Raw genomic sequence first — 17,537 nt, forward strand, 5'->3', positions numbered from 1 at the left:
TTGGGCCCCTTAGTAACGGATTTTTGGATCAATGTACGCCAGAACAATGTCGACTATGGCGTTGAAGATAATGGTCAAAGAACCAATCAGAATAGTGATACCCAATACTAGAGAGTAGTCACGGTTGAAAGCTGCGTTAACAAACAACTTACCGATCCCCGGCAGGCCGAAGATGGTTTCGATAACAACCGAGCCGGTGATGATACCGACGAAAGCCGGCCCCATATAAGAAACCACCGGTAATAATGCAGGCTTCAGGGCGTGCTTGATGATGATGTAGCCATAACCCAAGCCCTTCGCACGAGCGGTACGAATGAAGTTACTGTTGAGAGTTTCGATCATGCTACCACGGGTAATACGGGCAAAGGTTGCCACATAAAGCAAAGACATACCCATCATTGGCAACAACATGTATTTCATGCCACCGTCGTTCCAGCCACCAGCAGGTAGCCAGCCCAAGTTAATAGAGAAGATATAGATCAGTACCGGGGCGAGAATAAACGACGGCATCACCACCCCGGCCATGGCCGTCGACATAATGCAGTAATCTATCCAACTATTTTGTTTCAATGCGGCAATGGTGCCGACGGTGACCCCCATCACCAATGCAAAGATAAACGCAAAGAAGCCAATTTTCGCCGAAACAGGTAAGGCTTTGGTAACCAACTCGTTAACGGTGAAATCTTTATATTTAAAAGATGGACCGAAATCACCCTGCACGATATTGCCAAGGTAAGTGGTGTATTGCTCGAATACAGGCTTATCCAGACCGTACTTGGCCTCAATGTTAGCCATTACTTCCGGAGGAAGCGGACGCTCGCTGGAAAATGGATTGCCTGGTGCAAAGCGCATCAGGAAAAAGGATATTGTAATTAGCACCAACAGGGTTGGTATTGCTTCAAAAATCCGTTTTGCGATGAATTTAATCATAAACTCCACCGTTCTTTTTAGTCTGTGACAGTCAATTAATACTGGTGTGAAATACCAGAAAGGGCACTGCTCTCGTCCTGAGAGCAGTGCTTATTATCATGCTTCTTGCTGGTTATTATTCAGCAATGATGTACATATCTTTGGAGAATAGCTTGTCTTCTGCGTTATTCGCAGGGTAGCCACCCACTTGTGGGTTAACCAGACGCGCTTTCACATATTGGTAGATAGGTGCAATTGGCATATCTTCGGCTAGCAACTGCTCAGCCTGGATGTATAGCTGCTCACGCTCAGCATCTGAGGTAGACTCCAGCGCTTTCGCCATGATCGCATCGTATGCCTTGCTGTTGTAGCGAGGATCATTCGAGCTGTTATTGCTCTGCATGAGTGACAGGAAGCTTGATGCTTCATTGTAGTCACCACACCAACCAGCACGTGTTACGTCAAAGTCACCCTGACGACGAGTATCTAGGTAAGTCTTCCACTCCTGGTTTTCCAGGTTAGCTGTCACATTCAGGTTCTTTTTCCACATAGAAGCAACTGCGACTGCAATCTTCTTGTGGTTTTCTGATGTGTTGTAAAGCAGTGTGAAGTTAAGTGGGTTACCAGGACCAAAGCCGGCTTCTTCTAGCAGCTCTTTCGCTTTCGCGTTACGCTCTTTCTGAGTCATTTGACCGTACTCAGGCGTCACTGGGTTGAAGTTAGCGGTAATTTCAGGTGTTAGGAAATAGCCCGATTTCTGGCCTTGGCCAAGCAGCGCTTTGGTCACGATGTCACGGTCGATAGCGTAAGACAGGGCTTTACGGACACGTACGTCGTCAAAAGGCGCTTTTTGGTTATTAAAGCCGTAGTAGTAAGAACACAGGTTACCTGAGATAGACACTGAATCAGCGTGCTGCTTCTCAAGACGGCGGAAGTGTTCGTTTGGTAGTTCGTTGGTGATATCAATCTCGCCTGCTAGGAAGCGGTTCATTTCAGCCACTTGGTTTTCGATTGGCAGGAACGTAACCTTGTTGATAACAGTATTTTTGTTATCCCAGTAGTTCTCGCTACGAGTCAATACGATACGCTCGTTCACAACCCAGTTGTCTAGAGTGTATGCGCCATTACCTACGAAGTTTTCTGGTTTAGTCCAGTTATCACCAAATTTTTCAACAATCTTGCGGTTTACGGGTTTAACCGTGGTGTGACCCATCATCTTAACGAAGTATGGAACAGCCTGCTCAAGCTCGATAACCAGAGTGTTGTCATCAGTCGCTGAAACACCCAGTGTATTCTTATCGGCTTTACCTGCGATAATTTCATCTGCATTCTTCATGGTGGTCATTTCTAGGTACCATGAATACGGAGACGCTGTTGCGGGGTCAACAGCACGCTTAAAGCTGTAAACGAAGTCATGTGCAGTCACAGGATCGCCGTTTGACCATTTTGCATCTTTACGCAGGTGGAATGTGAAAGTGCGGTTGTCGGTAGTTTCCCAGCTTTCAGCAACACCAGGGACAGTGTTACCGTTTTCATCTTGGTTTACCAAACCTTCAAGCAGGTCACGGATAACGTGTGACTCAGGCACACCTTCTGTTTTGTGTGGGTCAAGTGAGGCAACTTCAGTACCGTTACCACGAACCAATTCTTGCTTGGCAGCAAGTTTTACCCCTTCCGGTACGTCAGCAGCAAGAGTGGAAAAAGAAGTGGCTGCTACAGCCATACCAGCGCTCAGTAGAATCGTCTGGGTAATTTTATTCTTATACATGCATTAGCTCCAATACATCGTTAAATACGTCCTTGCGTTCTCCAGTCGGTGCCATCTCACAATATTTGCATCATTAATCCTAAACAACACAAAGCAAACCGAAGAATTGGTCAAAACATTATCAGGCATTGAAGTAATTTGCCACATTTTGATTACAAAAACCGACATAATTCTTAATGGAGACTGAATATCCAGCACAAGCAACTAGTTGACACTTTTGTTGCAGCCAGATGTGTCACAAAACCCAAGATATAGAGAAAAATCCGCCAAATACGCCAAAAAAAAGGCATATTTGAATAATTAATTGTAGAAATGAATAAATATACAGCAGAAACGCCTTGGGTTATTTACACTAACGCAATAAGTCAACAACATTTACGCAAAATCATGATATCTAGTCATAAAAAAAGCGCCTTTCGGCGCTTATTATTTGTTCTCGCTATCCATGTTGATATTGGGGGGGACTTCATTTATTGATTGTTCTTTTCCCTCAACCATGGATTTATGCTCGTTGCTTATAGCTTCATCAAACAAACCATCGTGGTTGATGTCTTCCATCATTTGCTTGATTCGACGATTAGACATTCTTTTGTGCTTCATGGAACCCTCCGCTGTTAACCACAGCAATTTTGACCCATAAATGTAATATCCTATGTCTATAATAACATTGCCACAGACGGACTCTGTTCCTCAGACACAGCAATAAGCATGGCACAGGATCCGCATTTTTTCCTTCCTCTCCCCCAACGATTATGCCGCCAAAATAACCAAAATGTATATAAAGCAACCCCGATAGATTAAGTTGTTACATAGCTGAACTTTTCAACTTTGATACGTTTCTCTCACCTCTGATTAACGCTACTATATTTTTGTAGGGTAAATCTTTGGTTTAACCTGCATTCCGTTCCCGTTCCGTTATCCTTGAGAGTCAGAAAGTATGAGACCAGCTGGTTGTTTTTCGCGTCCAAGTCCTTCCCGCGTTCGCCACGGCTATGTGCCACCATCGCGCAAGCCAAAAGCAGAATAAGCGTATCAACTAAACCTTGATAGACAAGCCTACAAGCCCCTCTATGAGGGGCTTTTTTTCGTTCATGTGGCACCAACATGTTAAATACTTGTGATCCACTGCATGTTATGGAATGATCATCAGTAGATCACGGATTTGATCTCAGCGCGTATAAAAACAGTTCAAGGATAGAATCAATGAGGGACGCCACTAAGCAAGAAGTTGTGTACAGCATTTCACAGCTCGCGGAAGAGTTTTCGCTAACGCTACGCAGTATCAGGTTTTATGAAGATCAGGGGCTAATAATACCGCTTAGAAAAGGGAATACCCGGGTGTTCACACGCCAAGACCGAGCCCGGCTAATCCTAATCTTGCGTGGCAAGCGTCTTGGCTTCAGCCTGCAAGAGATACAGGAATTATTCCAGCTCTATGATTCAGGTGCTCAGAGCCCCTCCCAAGCACAACATATGCTCCACACCATCCAATCACGCCAACAAAAACTCAAACAACAACAAGCCGATATCAACCGCTTAATGATGGAACTCAATGCCGCAGAAAGAAAATGCTATCAGCACCTGAAAAAATTCGAGTAAATCCCCTCCTTTATATACCTTTTAGATATCCCCCTCTTTCAGGAATAAAAAAGCCCGGCGCATGGCCGGGCAAAAATAAATAAGACAATGAACGTTGGGAGGATTACCAGTAGACGCGGGCACCCACAGCGAAGTTACTTTCGCCATCTGCTGATGTTACGCCAACGAAGCTGTCGCTACCTTTGTTGGTGTAACCTAGGGTATCACCATCTGCGTAAGCGTACTCAACGTAGATACGAGACCAGCTGTTGAAGTGGTAATCGGTACCGATGTAGAACAGTTTGCCGTCACCGTCAGCATTCAGTGATTTAGACTCCTGCTCTGTGTACTCATAACCAGCATAAGCGGTTGCATTGTCTGCCCAGCTGTAAGTACCGGCAAGGCTGTAACCATCTTCATCGATAGTCGCGCCATTACCCTTGTTTTCAAGTTCTGCATTGTAGTAAGTGAAACCGATTAACGCAGCGCCAAACGTGTACTCAACCGTACCCTCAAAGTAGGTGTTTTCCAAATCAGCAGTAACATCTTCGCTTTGAGTAAAATCAGGTGCACTTGGAACTGGAGTGGTTTCAATTGAGCCAACTTTGAAAGATTTATCACGGTTTACACCACCACCCACGTGGAAGTTGAAACCACCGTAGCTAGATGCAATAAACAGTTCTGCTAGCTCTTGGTTGGTATCATCTTCGGCCAAACCAACGTTACCCGCGACGATGAAATTTTCACCTTCGTAGTTATACTTAATTAGCGAGTCGTGGCGGGCACCAGAAAGGGTTGAATAACGTAGAGCAGTACCGCCGAAGAAGTATGAGTAATCTGCGCCGTAAATATCATCCGCAACCACCCACTGGCGACCGAATGATAGCTTACCGAAATCTGTATCTACACCGGCGAAGTGTAGCCGGTTTTTCATGGTGTAATCTTCATCAGCGGTGTTGTAGTTCAAACCAAACTCAACCTTACCGAAGATATCTACCGAATCTGTGACAGCGTACTGTGCCTGTACACCTGCACGTGAAGAACCAGCATTAAGAGTGACATCCTTATCATCTAATTTTTTCACTTCAGTACGAAGTTGGCCATAGAAGTCGACAAGTGCTTCGTCGGTTTTTAGAATTTCTACGGCGGATACGGAATGAGCGAAAAGTACTGCTGGGATTGCTACTGCTAGAAGTGTTTTTTTCATTTTTACTTACCTGTAATAATAATTTTTGTAATCTTGCTGACTCGTCCTGAGTCGAAATGAAACATATCAACAACAAAAAAATACATCAACAGTGCAAAAAACTGACATGAAAAAATATCACAGCACTTTCCGCCATCTAAAAAAACATAAATAAAACACATAAAAAACCACAAAAAACCTCAATAAAGACATTAATATTCAGATAAACCCATATCTTGTTCAGGTTTTATTCAGGGCACCATCGGTGCAAATCACAAGCCTCTCAATAACAAAAAGGAATAAGAGATTTATAAAAAAGGAAAATCGGTATAAGAAAAGCAACCAATAGGCTATTTTTTGAGCACAAAGAGAAACAAACCGATAACAAGTGGTACATTTTCCCCGAGCTACAGCAAATAAATACAATAAGAAACTTATTTAATAAAAAAGGGGAATGACATGATAGTCATTCCCCTTTTTCTAGCGGACGATATTGGCAGGTGGTTATGCTGTTAATGCAGCGGTATGCTAACTATCCAAATTTTGTGCTGTTCTTGGTGATATGCACCTTGCTCAATAATTTTATTCAAATATGCCATGCGATGGTGCCCTTCCAGTAAATTGTAAGGGGCCTTAAGCGACTTACCGTTTGTCATCGGTATATCTCGAGCATAGCGAAGCACAATTGGGGCTTGTGGCCAGGTTCCCGTTTCCTGCATTTGCTGTACCAACCAACTGCGCTGAAATACCGGGTTCGTCATACGGCGCGATAATTTATCAACAACTTCTTGATGTGGCGTATGAATTTGTGACTGAATTTGCTCACTGGTCCAAGACTCAAGTTCAAAGCGCATTGACTGAAAATCCAACCAACCCCAGTTGCAGAGCACCCCTTTCCAGTGCCTGAAAAGCCATTGCTTCAATACATCTTCGGGGAAGTTAGGCAGAGCCTGACTGGCTTTCGGCTGCCACTCTTCCCAAGACTCGCAGTGGCGGCCGCCAAAACCATCAGGTTCAAGTTCGTAGAGTAGTCGATCGCTCCTGATCATTAGCATACTCCTCTGTTGCTTGCTTTTGCATTTGACCGATTCCAACCGGCCATAAAAACCATAACCATTCACTTTAATTGGTTATTTATACCTTTAAATTCAAGGTAGCACAGAGGTTGGTGAAAAAATAGCTGAATAATAAAGAAAGATTATGCAGCTTGAGGCTTGAGGCTTGAGGCTTGAGGCTTGAGGCTTGAGGCTTGAGGCTTGAGGCTTGAGGCTGAGCATGTTGGCACCTGCATGAGACAGGTGCCAGTATTACATAACTATTTATCCTGCCAGCGATCTGCTGCTGAGGTATCTGTCTCACGGGCATCCACCCAACGCGATTCATCCGGTGTTTGTTCTTTCTTCCAGAACGGCGCACGGGTTTTCAGGAAATCCATAATAAACTCGCAGGCTTCGAAAGCCGCACCACGGTGAGCGCTGGTCACACCAACGAATACAATCTGATCACCCAACGCTAGGTCACCCACACGGTGGATAACGCGAGTTTTCAGCAGCGGCCAACGCTCGCCAGCTTGCTCTACGATGGCAGCTAAGGACTTTTCGGTCATCCCTGGATAATGTTCCAGCGACAAACCGGTGACAGCATCACCTTGGTTGAAATCACGTACTTTACCAACAAAGGTTACAACCGCGCCGGCATCTGTCCCTTGGGATAGTTGCTCATATTCATCAGCAACAGAAAAATCTTCGAACTGAACAGAAATCATGACTAGCCTCCAGTCACTGGTGGGAAGAAGGCCACTTCGTCGCCATCTTTGATTTCGCCATCCAGAGAACTGATTGTCTGGTTAATCGCTACCAGCAGTTTGCCCTGCTCCAACGCTAACGGCCACTTGTCACCTTTCGTAACCAGATGCTGACGCAACGCTTCAGCGGTAGCAAATTCAGCAGGAACTTCCAGGCGGTCAACGCCAACAAGCTCTTTAACCTGCGCAAAAAATAATACGTTGATCATGATTCCACCTTGAAATGCCCAGATTTGCCGCCCGTTTTTTCCAGCAGACGAACTTGTCCAATCACCATGTCTTTCTGGACAGCTTTGCACATGTCATAAATGGTCAATGCCGCAACAGAGGCTGCAGTCAGCGCTTCCATTTCTACACCCGTTTTACCAGCCAATTTACAACAAGACTCAATACGAACCATGTTTTCTGCTTCAATCGCTTCAAGCTGAACTTCAACTTTCGACAGCAGCAGTGGATGACACAGTGGGATCAAATCCCATGTTTTTTTAGCAGCCTGAATACCGGCAATACGGGCAGTGGCAAATACATCGCCCTTGTGGTGCTGGCCAGAGACGATCAACCCAAGTGTTTCCGGCGCCATATGCACAAATGCTTCTGCACGCGCTTCTCGGACCGAGTCAGTTTTTGCTGACACGTCAACCATGTTTGCTTCACCAGAAGCATTAATATGCGTAAATTGGTTCATCCGTCTGTCCCAAAAAAGAAAATTTGAAAAGGTGGCGATCAGCCACCAATAGAGGCTAGATTTGGTGTCATGCCAGTATTGCCATCATCAAGAAAGTGACTGACCGCTTTTTCTGCCAAACCACCCTGGATACGGGCGATCAGCTCATCACGTTGTTCATCACCCTGAAGCAGGTCGCGCAACTCCACACCATGATCACCAAATAGGCACAGATGCAGCTTACCCAAGGCAGAAACACGCAGACGATTACAGCTTTTACAGAAATCTTTCTCGTAAGGCATGATCAGGCCGATCTCACCCTTGTAATCAGGATGACAGAATACTTGAGCCGGGCCATCATTGTTACTTTTCAGCTTCAATAGCCAGCCATTGGCAATCAGGTAATTGCGGATACTGACACCGGAAACATGATGATTGTTAAACAGATCATCCATTTCACCAGTCTGCATTAGTTCGATAAAGCGCAGTTGAATTGGCCGAGTCTTGATCCAATCAAGGAACTGCGGCAACTGCTGGGAATTGAGATCTTTTAGCAGTACGGTATTGACCTTGACTTGTTCAAAGCCAGCATCAAAAGCCGCATCAATGCCTTCCATAACCTGATTAAACATATTCTCACCGGTGATTTGGTAGAACATCTTTGGGTCAAGGCTATCAACACTCACATTGATATGGGTCAAACCGGCTTCACGCCACTCATGGACATGCTTTGCCATACGGTAGCCATTGGTCGTCGTCGCAACTTTGCGGATACCAGGCTGCTCAGCAACCGTGCGGATGATATCAGTAAAATCACGGCGCAGGCTTGGCTCACCGCCAGTAATGCGCACTTTTGACGTACCACATTCAGCAAACGCGCCTGTTACACGCTGGATTTCATCTAGCGTTAGGAATGATGGCTTTTTCTTCTGTTGAGGGTGGTAGCCATCAGGCAGGCAATAGGTACATTTAAAGTTACAGACGTCTGTAACCGACAAACGCAAGTAATAAAACTTGCGATGGTGATTATCTTCAAATTGTTTCGCCACGGAACACCTTTCCAAGTACGGGAGGCCGATTCATTTCTTTATCGACCCTGGTGACAACTTGTCACTGGCTTGAATCACATATCCCCCACAATGAGGCACTTAGTGAAAAAAGCTCGGAGCATGGCAATTGTACAGCACAGGATAAAACCAAAATGCGCACAACAGCGTATTAGTAATAAAAATATCAGAGGAATCACCATACAGGCAAACTCTCTCTTTTTTTCGTGCTGCATTCTACCTTTCAGCCGAATTCGCGACAATACTACTAAAGGGAATACCGGTAAAATTTCTTACTAAAAGTGAGGATATTATGTCCAATATTATTGAATCAGCGACAGTCGATGATGTTGCCCTCTACTTACAGCGTGAAGAAGGGTTAGATTCGGCTCATGCCCACGAGCAAGCCAAGCTTGTCATCAACGGTTTTATTGATATGCAGGAGAAAGGATTAATCAAGGGCTGGTACTTCGATGAACAAAGCCATCTTGAGTTACTCCCAAGCGATAATGCGATGAAAATAATTGCGAATCAGAAATAATTCGCAAAATGAAAATTGCGGATTAGTACTTTTTTGCATTTTAAAAAGATAAATAGAGTCAAACGCGCTGAAAACCTATTTTAAGCGGTATGTAATCTTGGTATCCCATTTGCAGTGTCTATTTCATCAGACAATCAGTAACCGGATTAGACTATGAATACTTACATACCGCTACTATTCCAAAAACGCCACGTCTTACCCGGTGGACGCATCCCTCTTCGTATTGCTCCGGGGCCACAAATGGCAGCTTTCAAAGCCGCAATGCGAGAAGGCAACAGTTTTGGTGTTTGTATGTTTGACCAAGATGAACATGGCCACCATTTCTTTCAAATCGGTACACGTGTCACTGTTGAAGATTTTGATGTTTCTCCCAATAACGGTTGTTTAATCGTTACCGTGGCAGGACACGAAAATTTCACTATTGATCACATGGAAGAAAGCGACGAAGGCTTCTTCTGCGGTGATTGTCAATTCATCCCACCATGGCCAGAAACCGAAGTCCGCCAGGATCAAGAAATTCTGGCTGAAAAGCTTAAGCAAATGTTCAGCAAGCACCCTGAACTCGGCGATCTTCATCACAATAAGCAGTTCGATAACCTTAGCTGGTTGTGCCAGCGTTGGTTAGAACTGCTGCCAGTACCTGCCAGTGAAAAGCAAATGCTGCTGAGTGCACCTAGCTGCCTTGATACCTATGATTACCTGATCAGTATTATGCAACAGCCGCACTAGTCGATTTAACCGCTTCAACTGCCTTTACCCTCAGCCTAGTTGAGGGTTTTTTTTTATCCACTCGCCCCCACATTTCGTGACAGATATACCATCATAAGCACATAGTTTGTATTCATTCCAGCTTACGCGATACACTGCAAATAACCTACTCAGCTCACATTTTTTAGCAAGCGATGGTACATACGACAGTGAAAAATATTACAGATGCCAAAATTGTCGCAATTGGTGGCGGTCATGGTCTTGGCCGTATGCTCTCGGCTCTATCAGAGTTTGGCGGAAATGTAACCGGTATTGTCACCACTACCGACAACGGTGGCTCAACAGGCCGGATCCGTGCCTGCCAAGGAGGGATCGCTTGGGGAGACACACGCAACTGCATTAACCAGCTGATTACTGAGCCATCCGTCGGGTCTATGATTTTTGAATATCGGTTCCGTGGCAATGGCGAGTTAAATGGTCATAACCTTGGTAATCTGATGCTAAAAGCACTGGATAACCTCTCCGTACGCCCACTAGAAGCCATCAATTTGATCCGCGATATGCTTCAAGTAAAAACCCATATCGTGCCAATGACTGAACACCCTGCCGATTTGTCTGCAATGACAATGAACGGGGAGATCATCTGTGGGGAAACAAGTGTGGATGAATTGGCTGATGTGCCGCAGCGACTTTATATTGAACCAGCGGTTCCTGCGACCAAGGAAGCTGTCGTCGCTATACAGCAAGCCGATATTATTTTGCTTGGCCCCGGTAGTTTTCTGACCAGCGTTATGCCACCGCTTCTGCTCAAAGACATTGAGCAAGCCCTAAAAAAATGCCAAGCCAAGATTGTCTTTGTGACGAATCTAGATAAAGAAAATGGGCCAGCAGGCATGATGGGGTTACAACAGATGCTCAGCTGGTGTGAACGTTCTATGGGGGGCCGGCAGATAGATACCGTGCTCACTGACACACAACATGAGGAGCTGGATGAAAAATACAACCAGCATATTACCTCACTAGCATCGAACAACCACCAGTGGCGACATGATAGGGAAAAATTAAAACAGGCTATTCACCGGATTGTCGTGGCTGGCTAAGCGCTTATACTCAATCGCCATACCTTCTACCATCTGCCTAAATTCAGGCAGGTGGTCTAGAATCCATTCATCTTGTCCTTGTCGAACTCGTGACTCACATTCCTGTGCCATATCAGCGAGATCGTCGGCGCCAAAGCTGGCGGCGCTGCTCTTGATCGCATGGCTAATCTCTCGTACCTGCTTTATTGATGGGCGTTCTGAAAGCTGACGCTGGTATTGTTCCAATTCATCGCTAAATACATTGAGGAGAAGTGTCAGAGTTTCCTGCCCGACTTCATCTTCCATACGCTTGATGGTCTCAGCATTAATTGTCATTGCCATGTATCTCTCTCCCTACAACTAACCTTGTGCTTCCTGCCAGGTTTGTAATTTACGGTATATTGTTGACGGGCTAACTTCCAACAAACCCGCAGCACGTGGAATATTGCCGTCACAAGCATCGATTGCGGCCTGAATTGCACGCTTTTCAACAATCCATAGTGGCTCAACCTGCGACTTATCTATTATTGGTGTTACGCTGGACTCTTGTGAAGGAAGTTCTCCCACCATATTTCCAGCAACAACTGGTTGATAGGATGCAATTTTAACGCCACCTTGATTAATCGGTGGAGGCACCATATCCAGTGACACTTCTTGACCAGAATTTAACACAACAATATTTCGAATAACGTTTTGCAATTCACGAACGTTACCCTGCCAGTGGTACTGCTCGAACAGTGCTTTCACATCCGGTGAAAAACGGGTGAAATCCTTACCTTCCTCAACAGACATCAATGCCAACAAGGCGTGGGCTATCTCCAACACATCGCCACCTCGCTCGCGCAGTGGTGGCAAAGTGACGGGAATTACATGCAGGCGATAATAGAGATCTTCGCGGAACCGCCCTTCCTGGACTTCAAGCCATGGGTTACGGTTAGTCGCACACACAAATCGGACATCAACCGTACTGGTTTTGGACGAACCGACCTTTTGATACGTCCCAGTTTGGATAAACCTGAGCAATTTGCTTTGCAAGTCCAAGTCCATTTCGCAAAGCTCATCGAGAAATAGTGTTCCTTTATTCGCTAACTCAACAGCCCCTTGGCGCTCGGTCGACGCGCCAGTAAAGGCACCCTTCACATGGCCAAACAATTCACTTTCAATCAGTTCTTTAGGGATAGCGGCACAATTAAGTGCAACAAAAGGTTTATCATTTCTAGGACTGGCCGCATGAACGGCCTCGGCACACACTTCCTTACCGGTACCACTTTCGCCAGTAATAAATACGGTGGCCTTACTTGAAGCGGCAGACTCAATGACGCGGTAAACCGCCTGCATGGGCAGGCTGTTGCCAATAAAGCCTTGGTATTGGGCACCGGATTGTTTGGAAGAGGATTGAGAGGTTTCCCCCTTGGCCTTTCTATCTTCATCTTTCAAGGCATTGTTGACGGTGACCCTTAGTCGGTCTGCCTCACAAGGCTTGATGAGAAAATCTTTAGCCCCATAGCGCATGGCTTCGACCGCTACATCAATCGAACCGTGTGCCGTCATTATTACCACAGGGATACTCGGGTTATCCCCTTTTACGACATCCAGTACTTGCATGCCTTCCATGTCGGGCAGGCGCAAGTCGAGCAGAATAAGATCGGGGGTGACCTCTTTAACGAATTCCAACGCCTCAGTCCCCGTACCAACGATAGTCACGTTGACACCCAAAGGATTAAGATATGACTTATATAGCGCTGCAACTGATGCTGTATCTTCAACCATCAGAATACAGCGTTGATGTGATCTGCTTTCCATTGCCCCTCCAAGTCCCATCACTCTTTACTAATTGTAAACAAAAGAAAAAAAACGATGTGACTTTTTCTACGTTATCGCTCAAATATAGCTGACTATAAAGCCTTTAGCATTATGAATCGCACATTGCTTTGCAAAATGCAAATCAGCGTCCACAAATAAGTACTATACACGACTAATTTTGCTGCTAACCCCTTTAAAAAGTGCAATAAAAGAGGACTATGAAAAGTTGGCACGCATACTGCTTTAATCAGTATGACTCTTCCTGAGAGTCAACCTAGCCAACTGACGTTGTTTGTGGAATTTTTTCACTAAAACAATGACGCCAACCGAACTTATTATCGGTTGGCTTTTTTTTTGCCTATTTTTCACTGCCCCATATATTTGAGCCATTAGCTATTAGCAATAAACTGCTCACGATAGGTGTGGATTTTATCTCTCAGCTCAGCCGCTTTTTCAAACTCCAAGTTCTGAGCGGCATCGTACATCTCTTTTTCAATCTTCAGAATTTCCGTTTCTAACTCCTGAGGTGACATAGTGGAATACGTGCCCTTCTTCTCGGCAACCTTGTGAAGCTGCGCGGCACGATTGGCTCTATTGCCCTTACCTGGTGCCCCCAACTCCATAATGTCAGACACTTTCGTCTCGAGCGCCTGAGGGACAATGCCATTTCTTTCATTATGAGCTTTCTGCTTATCACGGCGACGGCTTGTTTCGCCCATTGCCCGCTCCATCGAGCCAGTGATCCGGTCGGCGTACAAAATTGCCCGGCCCTCTAAGTTACGGGCAGCGCGGCCGATGGTCTGGATCAACGAACGCTCCGAGCGCAAGAAACCTTCCTTATCAGCATCAAGGATCGCCACCAGCGACACTTCCGGCATATCCAGCCCCTCACGCAGCAAGTTGATCCCCACCAGCACATCGAATTCGCCTAAACGTAAATCGCGAATGATTTCCACCCGCTCGACTGTATCGACATCTGAGTGCAAATAGCGCACCCTGACACCGTGCTCGCTTAGATACTCGGTCAGATCTTCCGCCATTCTTTTGGTCAGGGTCGTCACCAGCACCCGTTCTTGCTTAGCTTCACGGATCCGGATCTCTGACAAAAGATCATCGACCTGCGTCGCGACCGGGCGCACTTCAATTTCCGGATCCAGCAAGCCAGTTGGCCTCACAACCTGCTCTGCAATATCCTCTCCGGACTTTTCAATTTCGTACTTACCCGGAGTCGCCGAGATGTATAACGTCTGGGGTGCTAAAGACTCGAACTCTTCGAATTTCAATGGCCTGTTATCCAATGCAGATGGAAGGCGGAAGCCATACTCCACCAAATTTTCCTTGCGCGAACGGTCTCCGCGAAACATGGCACCAATTTGCGATACCGTGACATGGGATTCATCGATAATGAGCAAGCCATCGGCTGGCAAATAGTCAAATAGTGTCGGTGGCGGTTCACCCTCAGCTCGGCCACTGAGGTAGCGGGAATAGTTTTCGATCCCCGAGCAGAAACCCAACTCCATCATCATTTCAATATCAAACTGGGTTCGCTGACTAATACGCTGCTCTTCAACCAATTTATTATTTTCTAACAGCTGCTTCTTACGACTTTCCAGTTCAACTTTGATCCCTTCAATGGCTTCAAGTACCTTTTCTCGGGGAGTCACATAGTGTGTTTTCGGATAAATAGTACAACGCGGTAAATCACGATTTAACAGCGTCCCCGTTAGGGGGTCGAAGACACTAATGCACTCGACTTCATCATCAAACAGCTCTAGACGGATGGCATCTTTCTCAGATTCCGCAGGAAAGATATCAATCACCTCCCCTCGCACCCTAAATGTTCCTCGTTCGAACGCCATGTCATTGCGTTTATATTGCAACTCCGCCAACCTACGTAATATGTCTCGCTGATCGAGCATATCGCCACGACGAACGTGCAACATCATTTTCAAGTAGGAATCAGGATCACCCAGACCATAAATAGCCGATACCGACGCGATGATGATGACATCACGCCTTTCCATCATCGCCTTCGTCGCGGAGAGCCTCATTTGTTCGATGTGCGCATTCACCGACGCATCTTTTTCAATAAAGGTATCCGTCGTTGGTACGTATGCTTCAGGTTGGTAGTAATCGTAATAAGAAACAAAATACTCAACGGCGTTTTCCGGGAAGAATTCCTTCATCTCACCATACAATTGTGCCGCCAATGTCTTGTTCGGCGCCAAGATCATCGTTGGCCGCCCCGTCTCGGCAATAACATTGGCGACAGTGAAAGTTTTACCCGTACCCGTGGCCCCCAATAGGGTCTGATGGGCCAGTCCGGCATCCAGTCCTTCAAGTAACTTACGGATAGCCGTAGGCTGATCACCAGAAGGAGAATAGCGGGAAGAGAGAGTAAAGGTTTTAGAGCTAGACTTGTCCATCATGATTCCGTACTGGCTATATGATCAGTGTTGCTAACCATTGTCCTACGACTGAAAGTTATGTCAATAACCCCTACTGGTTTTAGCCCCATATTTTAAGGGCCCGTTTACAGGGCTAGGGGGAACTTAATCATAATAATAAATCTTGACCACTGCCCATTTTCTACGTACTATCACCGCCCACGCAGCAACCCTAGTCTGTTTACCCTCCAGTCAGTTAAACTTTTATATAAAAAATTCAAAACTGTATTTAAACTAGCTTTCCACAGCTTATCCAAGATTTGATTTATATCAATTCACAGCACACTTATATCTACATATCCGCTAAAGTAATCACTCTAACTTTTTATACCAGCACATTATTCCCCTCTATCACTCCCCCTATAACAGTGGTTTATTGCATATCCGATCTTGCTCACAATTTAACCGCAATGCCATGAGGATGAACTCTACCCCGAGTTCCCAAGGATCAATTAACACACTTATCCACAGTTTCCGTGGATAACTAAGCTAAACCCTTGTGCCGACTGGGCTGATGGAAATCAAGCCTTTTTTAGACAGGAAAATGACTAGTGCATTAAATTTCTGCGTACAAATGATTAGGTGTACATAAATCAACCAGTAATAGTCTGGAAAATTTTTCATACCGATTCTGACCACCCATTCAAGAATCTCATAAAGTCATCTGGGCACATAAAATCACCGACTTAAATGTTAATAACAGATAATGTTGCATTAACTTTGCAGCAATGAATGGCGAAAAGGTCGTCGAAGTGGAAAAACCCTGCTGCTGGGGAGTTGTTATAGGTGCGACAAAGGAAGATAATATAAAGATCTTTTGCAAATAATATTATGCGGTATGACTGAATACCTACTCCTTCTCGTAGGTACAGTGTTGGTCAACAACTTTGTACTGGTTAAATTTTTAGGACTTTGTCCCTTCATGGGGGTTTCCAAGAAACTGGAGACTGCCATTGGGATGGGGCTTGCTACGACTTTTGTTCTCACATTGGCGTCAGTGTGTGCTTACTTAGTCGAAACTTATATTCTTGTACCTCTGGGTATCCAATACCTCAGAACGCTGAGCTTTATCCTTGTGATCGCTGTCGTCGTGCAGTTCACTGAAATGGTGGTTCACAAAACAAGCCCAACCCTTTACCGTCTTCTCGGCATCTTCCTACCATTGATTACATCGAACTGTGCCGTTTTGGGTGTTGCCCTACTCAACATCAATGAACGTCACAACTTTATCGAATCGGTTATTTATGGTTTCGGTGCTGCTGCTGGTTTCTCTCTGGTACTGATTCTATTCGCATCGATGCGTGAACGGATTGCTGCCGCAGATGTACCTGAACCATTTAAGGGTGCCTCGATTGCCATGATCACTGCAGGCTTGATGTCACTTGCCTTTATGGGCTTTACTGGACTGGTGAAACTGTAACATGAGTGGATTAATCATTGCTGTGATTGCCATTGCAGCCCTGGCCGCTATTTTCGGTCTGATTTTGGGCTTTGCCTCGATCCGATTCAAAGTCGAAGCCGATCCTATAGTCGAGCAAATTGATGCGATTTTACCGCAGACACAATGCGGTCAGTGTGGCTACCCAGGCTGTCGCCCTTATGCCGAAGCCATCGCAAATGGCGATGCCATTAATAAGTGCCCACCTGGTGGCCAACAAGCAATCGAGAAGCTAGCAGACTTGATGGGCGTTGAAGTCCAAGAGTCAGCCCATGATGCTGAAAGAAGTATCAAGAAAGTGGCCTTTATTCACGAAGACATGTGTATTGGCTGTACCAAATGCATCCAGGCTTGTCCTGTCGATGCTATTGTCGGTGGCACCAAAGCGCTTCATACCGTTATCAAGGATGAATGTACCGGCTGTGATCTTTGTGTTGCGCCTTGCCCAACCGATTGTATTGAAATGATACCGCTAGAAACGACGCCAGAGAACTGGAAATGGGATATGAACCAGATCCCGGTTACAAATATTCCAGTCGAAAACACTGAAAGCACGGTGAAGTAAC

General features: G+C 45.6%; 18 protein-coding genes and 1 riboswitch. Of the genes, 6 read left to right on the plus strand and 12 right to left on the minus strand.

Annotated elements, in window-relative coordinates; translation table 11 throughout:
* Positions 1-9 precede the first annotated feature (9 nt).
* The 3 genes from oppB to ACVA58_RS01835 form a co-directional block, all read right to left on the minus strand.
* Positions 10-930 (minus strand): oligopeptide ABC transporter permease OppB, encoded by a 921-nt coding sequence (oppB, locus tag ACVA58_RS01825; RefSeq protein WP_446508752.1) that lies wholly within the window; start codon positions 928-930, stop codon positions 10-12.
* Positions 931-1,045: 115 nt separating this feature from the next.
* Positions 1,046-2,677: an ABC transporter substrate-binding protein gene (locus ACVA58_RS01830; protein WP_446508753.1), complete on the minus strand. Its 1,632-nt coding sequence runs from the start codon at positions 2,675-2,677 to the stop codon at positions 1,046-1,048.
* Between the two features lie 426 nt (positions 2,678-3,103).
* On the minus strand, positions 3,104-3,277 hold the full coding sequence (locus ACVA58_RS01835; RefSeq protein ID WP_446508754.1) for a hypothetical protein: 174 nt from the start codon (positions 3,275-3,277) through the stop codon (positions 3,104-3,106).
* A 603-nt stretch (positions 3,278-3,880) separates the two neighbouring features.
* Between ACVA58_RS01835 and ACVA58_RS01840 the strand changes: the two genes are divergently transcribed.
* Positions 3,881-4,276: a MerR family transcriptional regulator gene (locus ACVA58_RS01840; RefSeq protein ID WP_446508755.1), complete on the plus strand. Its 396-nt coding sequence runs from the start codon at positions 3,881-3,883 to the stop codon at positions 4,274-4,276.
* Positions 4,277-4,379: 103 nt separating this feature from the next.
* Here the strand turns inward: ACVA58_RS01840 and ACVA58_RS01845 are convergent, their stop codons facing one another.
* The 6 genes from ACVA58_RS01845 to moaA form a co-directional block, all read right to left on the minus strand.
* Positions 4,380-5,462: a porin gene (locus tag ACVA58_RS01845; RefSeq protein WP_446508756.1), complete on the minus strand. Its 1,083-nt coding sequence runs from the start codon at positions 5,460-5,462 to the stop codon at positions 4,380-4,382.
* Positions 5,463-5,953: 491 nt separating this feature from the next.
* A complete protein-coding gene (locus ACVA58_RS01850; protein WP_446508757.1) occupies positions 5,954-6,490 on the minus strand; it encodes a hypothetical protein in 537 nt (178 codons plus the stop codon).
* Positions 6,491-6,756: 266 nt separating this feature from the next.
* Positions 6,757-7,206, minus strand: coding sequence for a molybdopterin synthase catalytic subunit MoaE (moaE, locus tag ACVA58_RS01855; protein WP_446508758.1), 450 nt, complete (start codon positions 7,204-7,206; stop codon positions 6,757-6,759).
* 2 nt (positions 7,207-7,208) lie between these two features.
* Entirely contained in the window at positions 7,209-7,454 is a 246-nt protein-coding gene (gene moaD / locus ACVA58_RS01860) for a molybdopterin synthase sulfur carrier subunit (protein ID WP_446508759.1), read from the minus strand.
* On the minus strand, positions 7,451-7,930 hold the full coding sequence (gene moaC, locus ACVA58_RS01865) for a cyclic pyranopterin monophosphate synthase MoaC (RefSeq protein WP_446508760.1): 480 nt from the start codon (positions 7,928-7,930) through the stop codon (positions 7,451-7,453). The genes moaD and moaC overlap by 4 nt, the downstream gene beginning before the upstream one ends.
* Positions 7,931-7,968: 38 nt before the next feature.
* Positions 7,969-8,958, minus strand: a complete 990-nt coding sequence (gene moaA, locus ACVA58_RS01870) for a GTP 3',8-cyclase MoaA (protein ID WP_446508761.1) — start codon at positions 8,956-8,958, stop codon at positions 7,969-7,971.
* Positions 8,947-9,089: riboswitch (molybdenum cofactor riboswitch) on the minus strand. It overlaps the preceding gene by 12 nt.
* Before the next feature lie 179 nt (positions 9,090-9,268).
* On the opposite strand from moaA, the gene ACVA58_RS01875 reads away from it, so the two are divergent.
* From ACVA58_RS01875 to yvcK, 3 genes are all read left to right on the plus strand, one after another.
* Positions 9,269-9,496, plus strand: a complete 228-nt coding sequence (locus ACVA58_RS01875) for a hypothetical protein (RefSeq protein WP_446508762.1) — start codon at positions 9,269-9,271, stop codon at positions 9,494-9,496.
* A 153-nt stretch (positions 9,497-9,649) separates the two neighbouring features.
* On the plus strand, positions 9,650-10,225 hold the full coding sequence (locus ACVA58_RS01880; RefSeq protein ID WP_446508763.1) for an LON peptidase substrate-binding domain-containing protein: 576 nt from the start codon (positions 9,650-9,652) through the stop codon (positions 10,223-10,225).
* 188 nt (positions 10,226-10,413) lie between these two features.
* Complete coding sequence (gene yvcK / locus ACVA58_RS01885; RefSeq protein WP_446508764.1) at positions 10,414-11,304, plus strand: uridine diphosphate-N-acetylglucosamine-binding protein YvcK; 891 nt, start codon at positions 10,414-10,416, stop codon at positions 11,302-11,304.
* Here yvcK and ACVA58_RS01890 read toward each other — a convergent pair.
* From ACVA58_RS01890 to uvrB, 3 genes are all read right to left on the minus strand, one after another.
* Positions 11,266-11,625 carry an Hpt domain-containing protein gene (locus tag ACVA58_RS01890; protein WP_446508765.1) on the minus strand — a complete coding sequence of 120 codons (360 nt, stop codon included), beginning with the start codon at positions 11,623-11,625 and terminating at the stop codon, positions 11,266-11,268. The two genes, yvcK and ACVA58_RS01890, sit on opposite strands and share 39 nt — an antisense overlap.
* Before the next feature lie 18 nt (positions 11,626-11,643).
* Positions 11,644-13,086: a quorum-sensing sigma-54 dependent transcriptional regulator LuxO gene (luxO, locus tag ACVA58_RS01895; protein ID WP_446508766.1), complete on the minus strand. Its 1,443-nt coding sequence runs from the start codon at positions 13,084-13,086 to the stop codon at positions 11,644-11,646.
* 389 nt (positions 13,087-13,475) lie between these two features.
* On the minus strand, positions 13,476-15,512 hold the full coding sequence (uvrB, locus tag ACVA58_RS01900) for an excinuclease ABC subunit UvrB (protein ID WP_446508986.1): 2,037 nt from the start codon (positions 15,510-15,512) through the stop codon (positions 13,476-13,478).
* Positions 15,513-16,371: 859 nt separating this feature from the next.
* On the opposite strand from uvrB, the gene rsxA reads away from it, so the two are divergent.
* Together rsxA and rsxB are read left to right on the plus strand one after the other, a co-directional pair.
* Entirely contained in the window at positions 16,372-16,953 is a 582-nt protein-coding gene (gene rsxA / locus ACVA58_RS01905; RefSeq protein ID WP_446508767.1) for an electron transport complex subunit RsxA, read from the plus strand.
* A gap of 1 nt (position 16,954) precedes the next feature.
* Entirely contained in the window at positions 16,955-17,536 is a 582-nt protein-coding gene (gene rsxB / locus ACVA58_RS01910) for an electron transport complex subunit RsxB (protein WP_446508768.1), read from the plus strand.
* Position 17,537: the final 1 nt, after the last annotated feature.

Source organism: Photobacterium sp. DNB22_13_2, assembly GCF_052873915.1.

Coding starts and splice junctions, on each gene's coding strand:
- oppB (WP_446508752.1), bottom strand. CDS start 930: ATGATTAAATTCATCGCAAAACGGATTTTTGAAGCAATACCAACCCTG.
- ACVA58_RS01830 (WP_446508753.1), bottom strand. CDS start 2,677: ATGTATAAGAATAAAATTACCCAGACGATTCTACTGAGCGCTGGTATG.
- ACVA58_RS01835 (WP_446508754.1), bottom strand. CDS start 3,277: ATGAAGCACAAAAGAATGTCTAATCGTCGAATCAAGCAAATGATGGAA.
- ACVA58_RS01840 (WP_446508755.1), top strand. CDS start 3,881: ATGAGGGACGCCACTAAGCAAGAAGTTGTGTACAGCATTTCACAGCTC.
- ACVA58_RS01845 (WP_446508756.1), bottom strand. CDS start 5,462: ATGAAAAAAACACTTCTAGCAGTAGCAATCCCAGCAGTACTTTTCGCT.
- ACVA58_RS01850 (WP_446508757.1), bottom strand. CDS start 6,490: ATGATCAGGAGCGATCGACTACTCTACGAACTTGAACCTGATGGTTTT.
- moaE (WP_446508758.1), bottom strand. CDS start 7,206: ATGATTTCTGTTCAGTTCGAAGATTTTTCTGTTGCTGATGAATATGAG.
- moaD (WP_446508759.1), bottom strand. CDS start 7,454: ATGATCAACGTATTATTTTTTGCGCAGGTTAAAGAGCTTGTTGGCGTT.
- moaC (WP_446508760.1), bottom strand. CDS start 7,930: ATGAACCAATTTACGCATATTAATGCTTCTGGTGAAGCAAACATGGTT.
- ACVA58_RS01875 (WP_446508762.1), top strand. CDS start 9,269: ATGTCCAATATTATTGAATCAGCGACAGTCGATGATGTTGCCCTCTAC.
- ACVA58_RS01880 (WP_446508763.1), top strand. CDS start 9,650: ATGAATACTTACATACCGCTACTATTCCAAAAACGCCACGTCTTACCC.
- ACVA58_RS01890 (WP_446508765.1), bottom strand. CDS start 11,625: ATGGCAATGACAATTAATGCTGAGACCATCAAGCGTATGGAAGATGAA.
- luxO (WP_446508766.1), bottom strand. CDS start 13,086: ATGGAAAGCAGATCACATCAACGCTGTATTCTGATGGTTGAAGATACA.
- uvrB (WP_446508986.1), bottom strand. CDS start 15,512: ATGGACAAGTCTAGCTCTAAAACCTTTACTCTCTCTTCCCGCTATTCT.
- rsxA (WP_446508767.1), top strand. CDS start 16,372: ATGACTGAATACCTACTCCTTCTCGTAGGTACAGTGTTGGTCAACAAC.
- rsxB (WP_446508768.1), top strand. CDS start 16,955: ATGAGTGGATTAATCATTGCTGTGATTGCCATTGCAGCCCTGGCCGCT.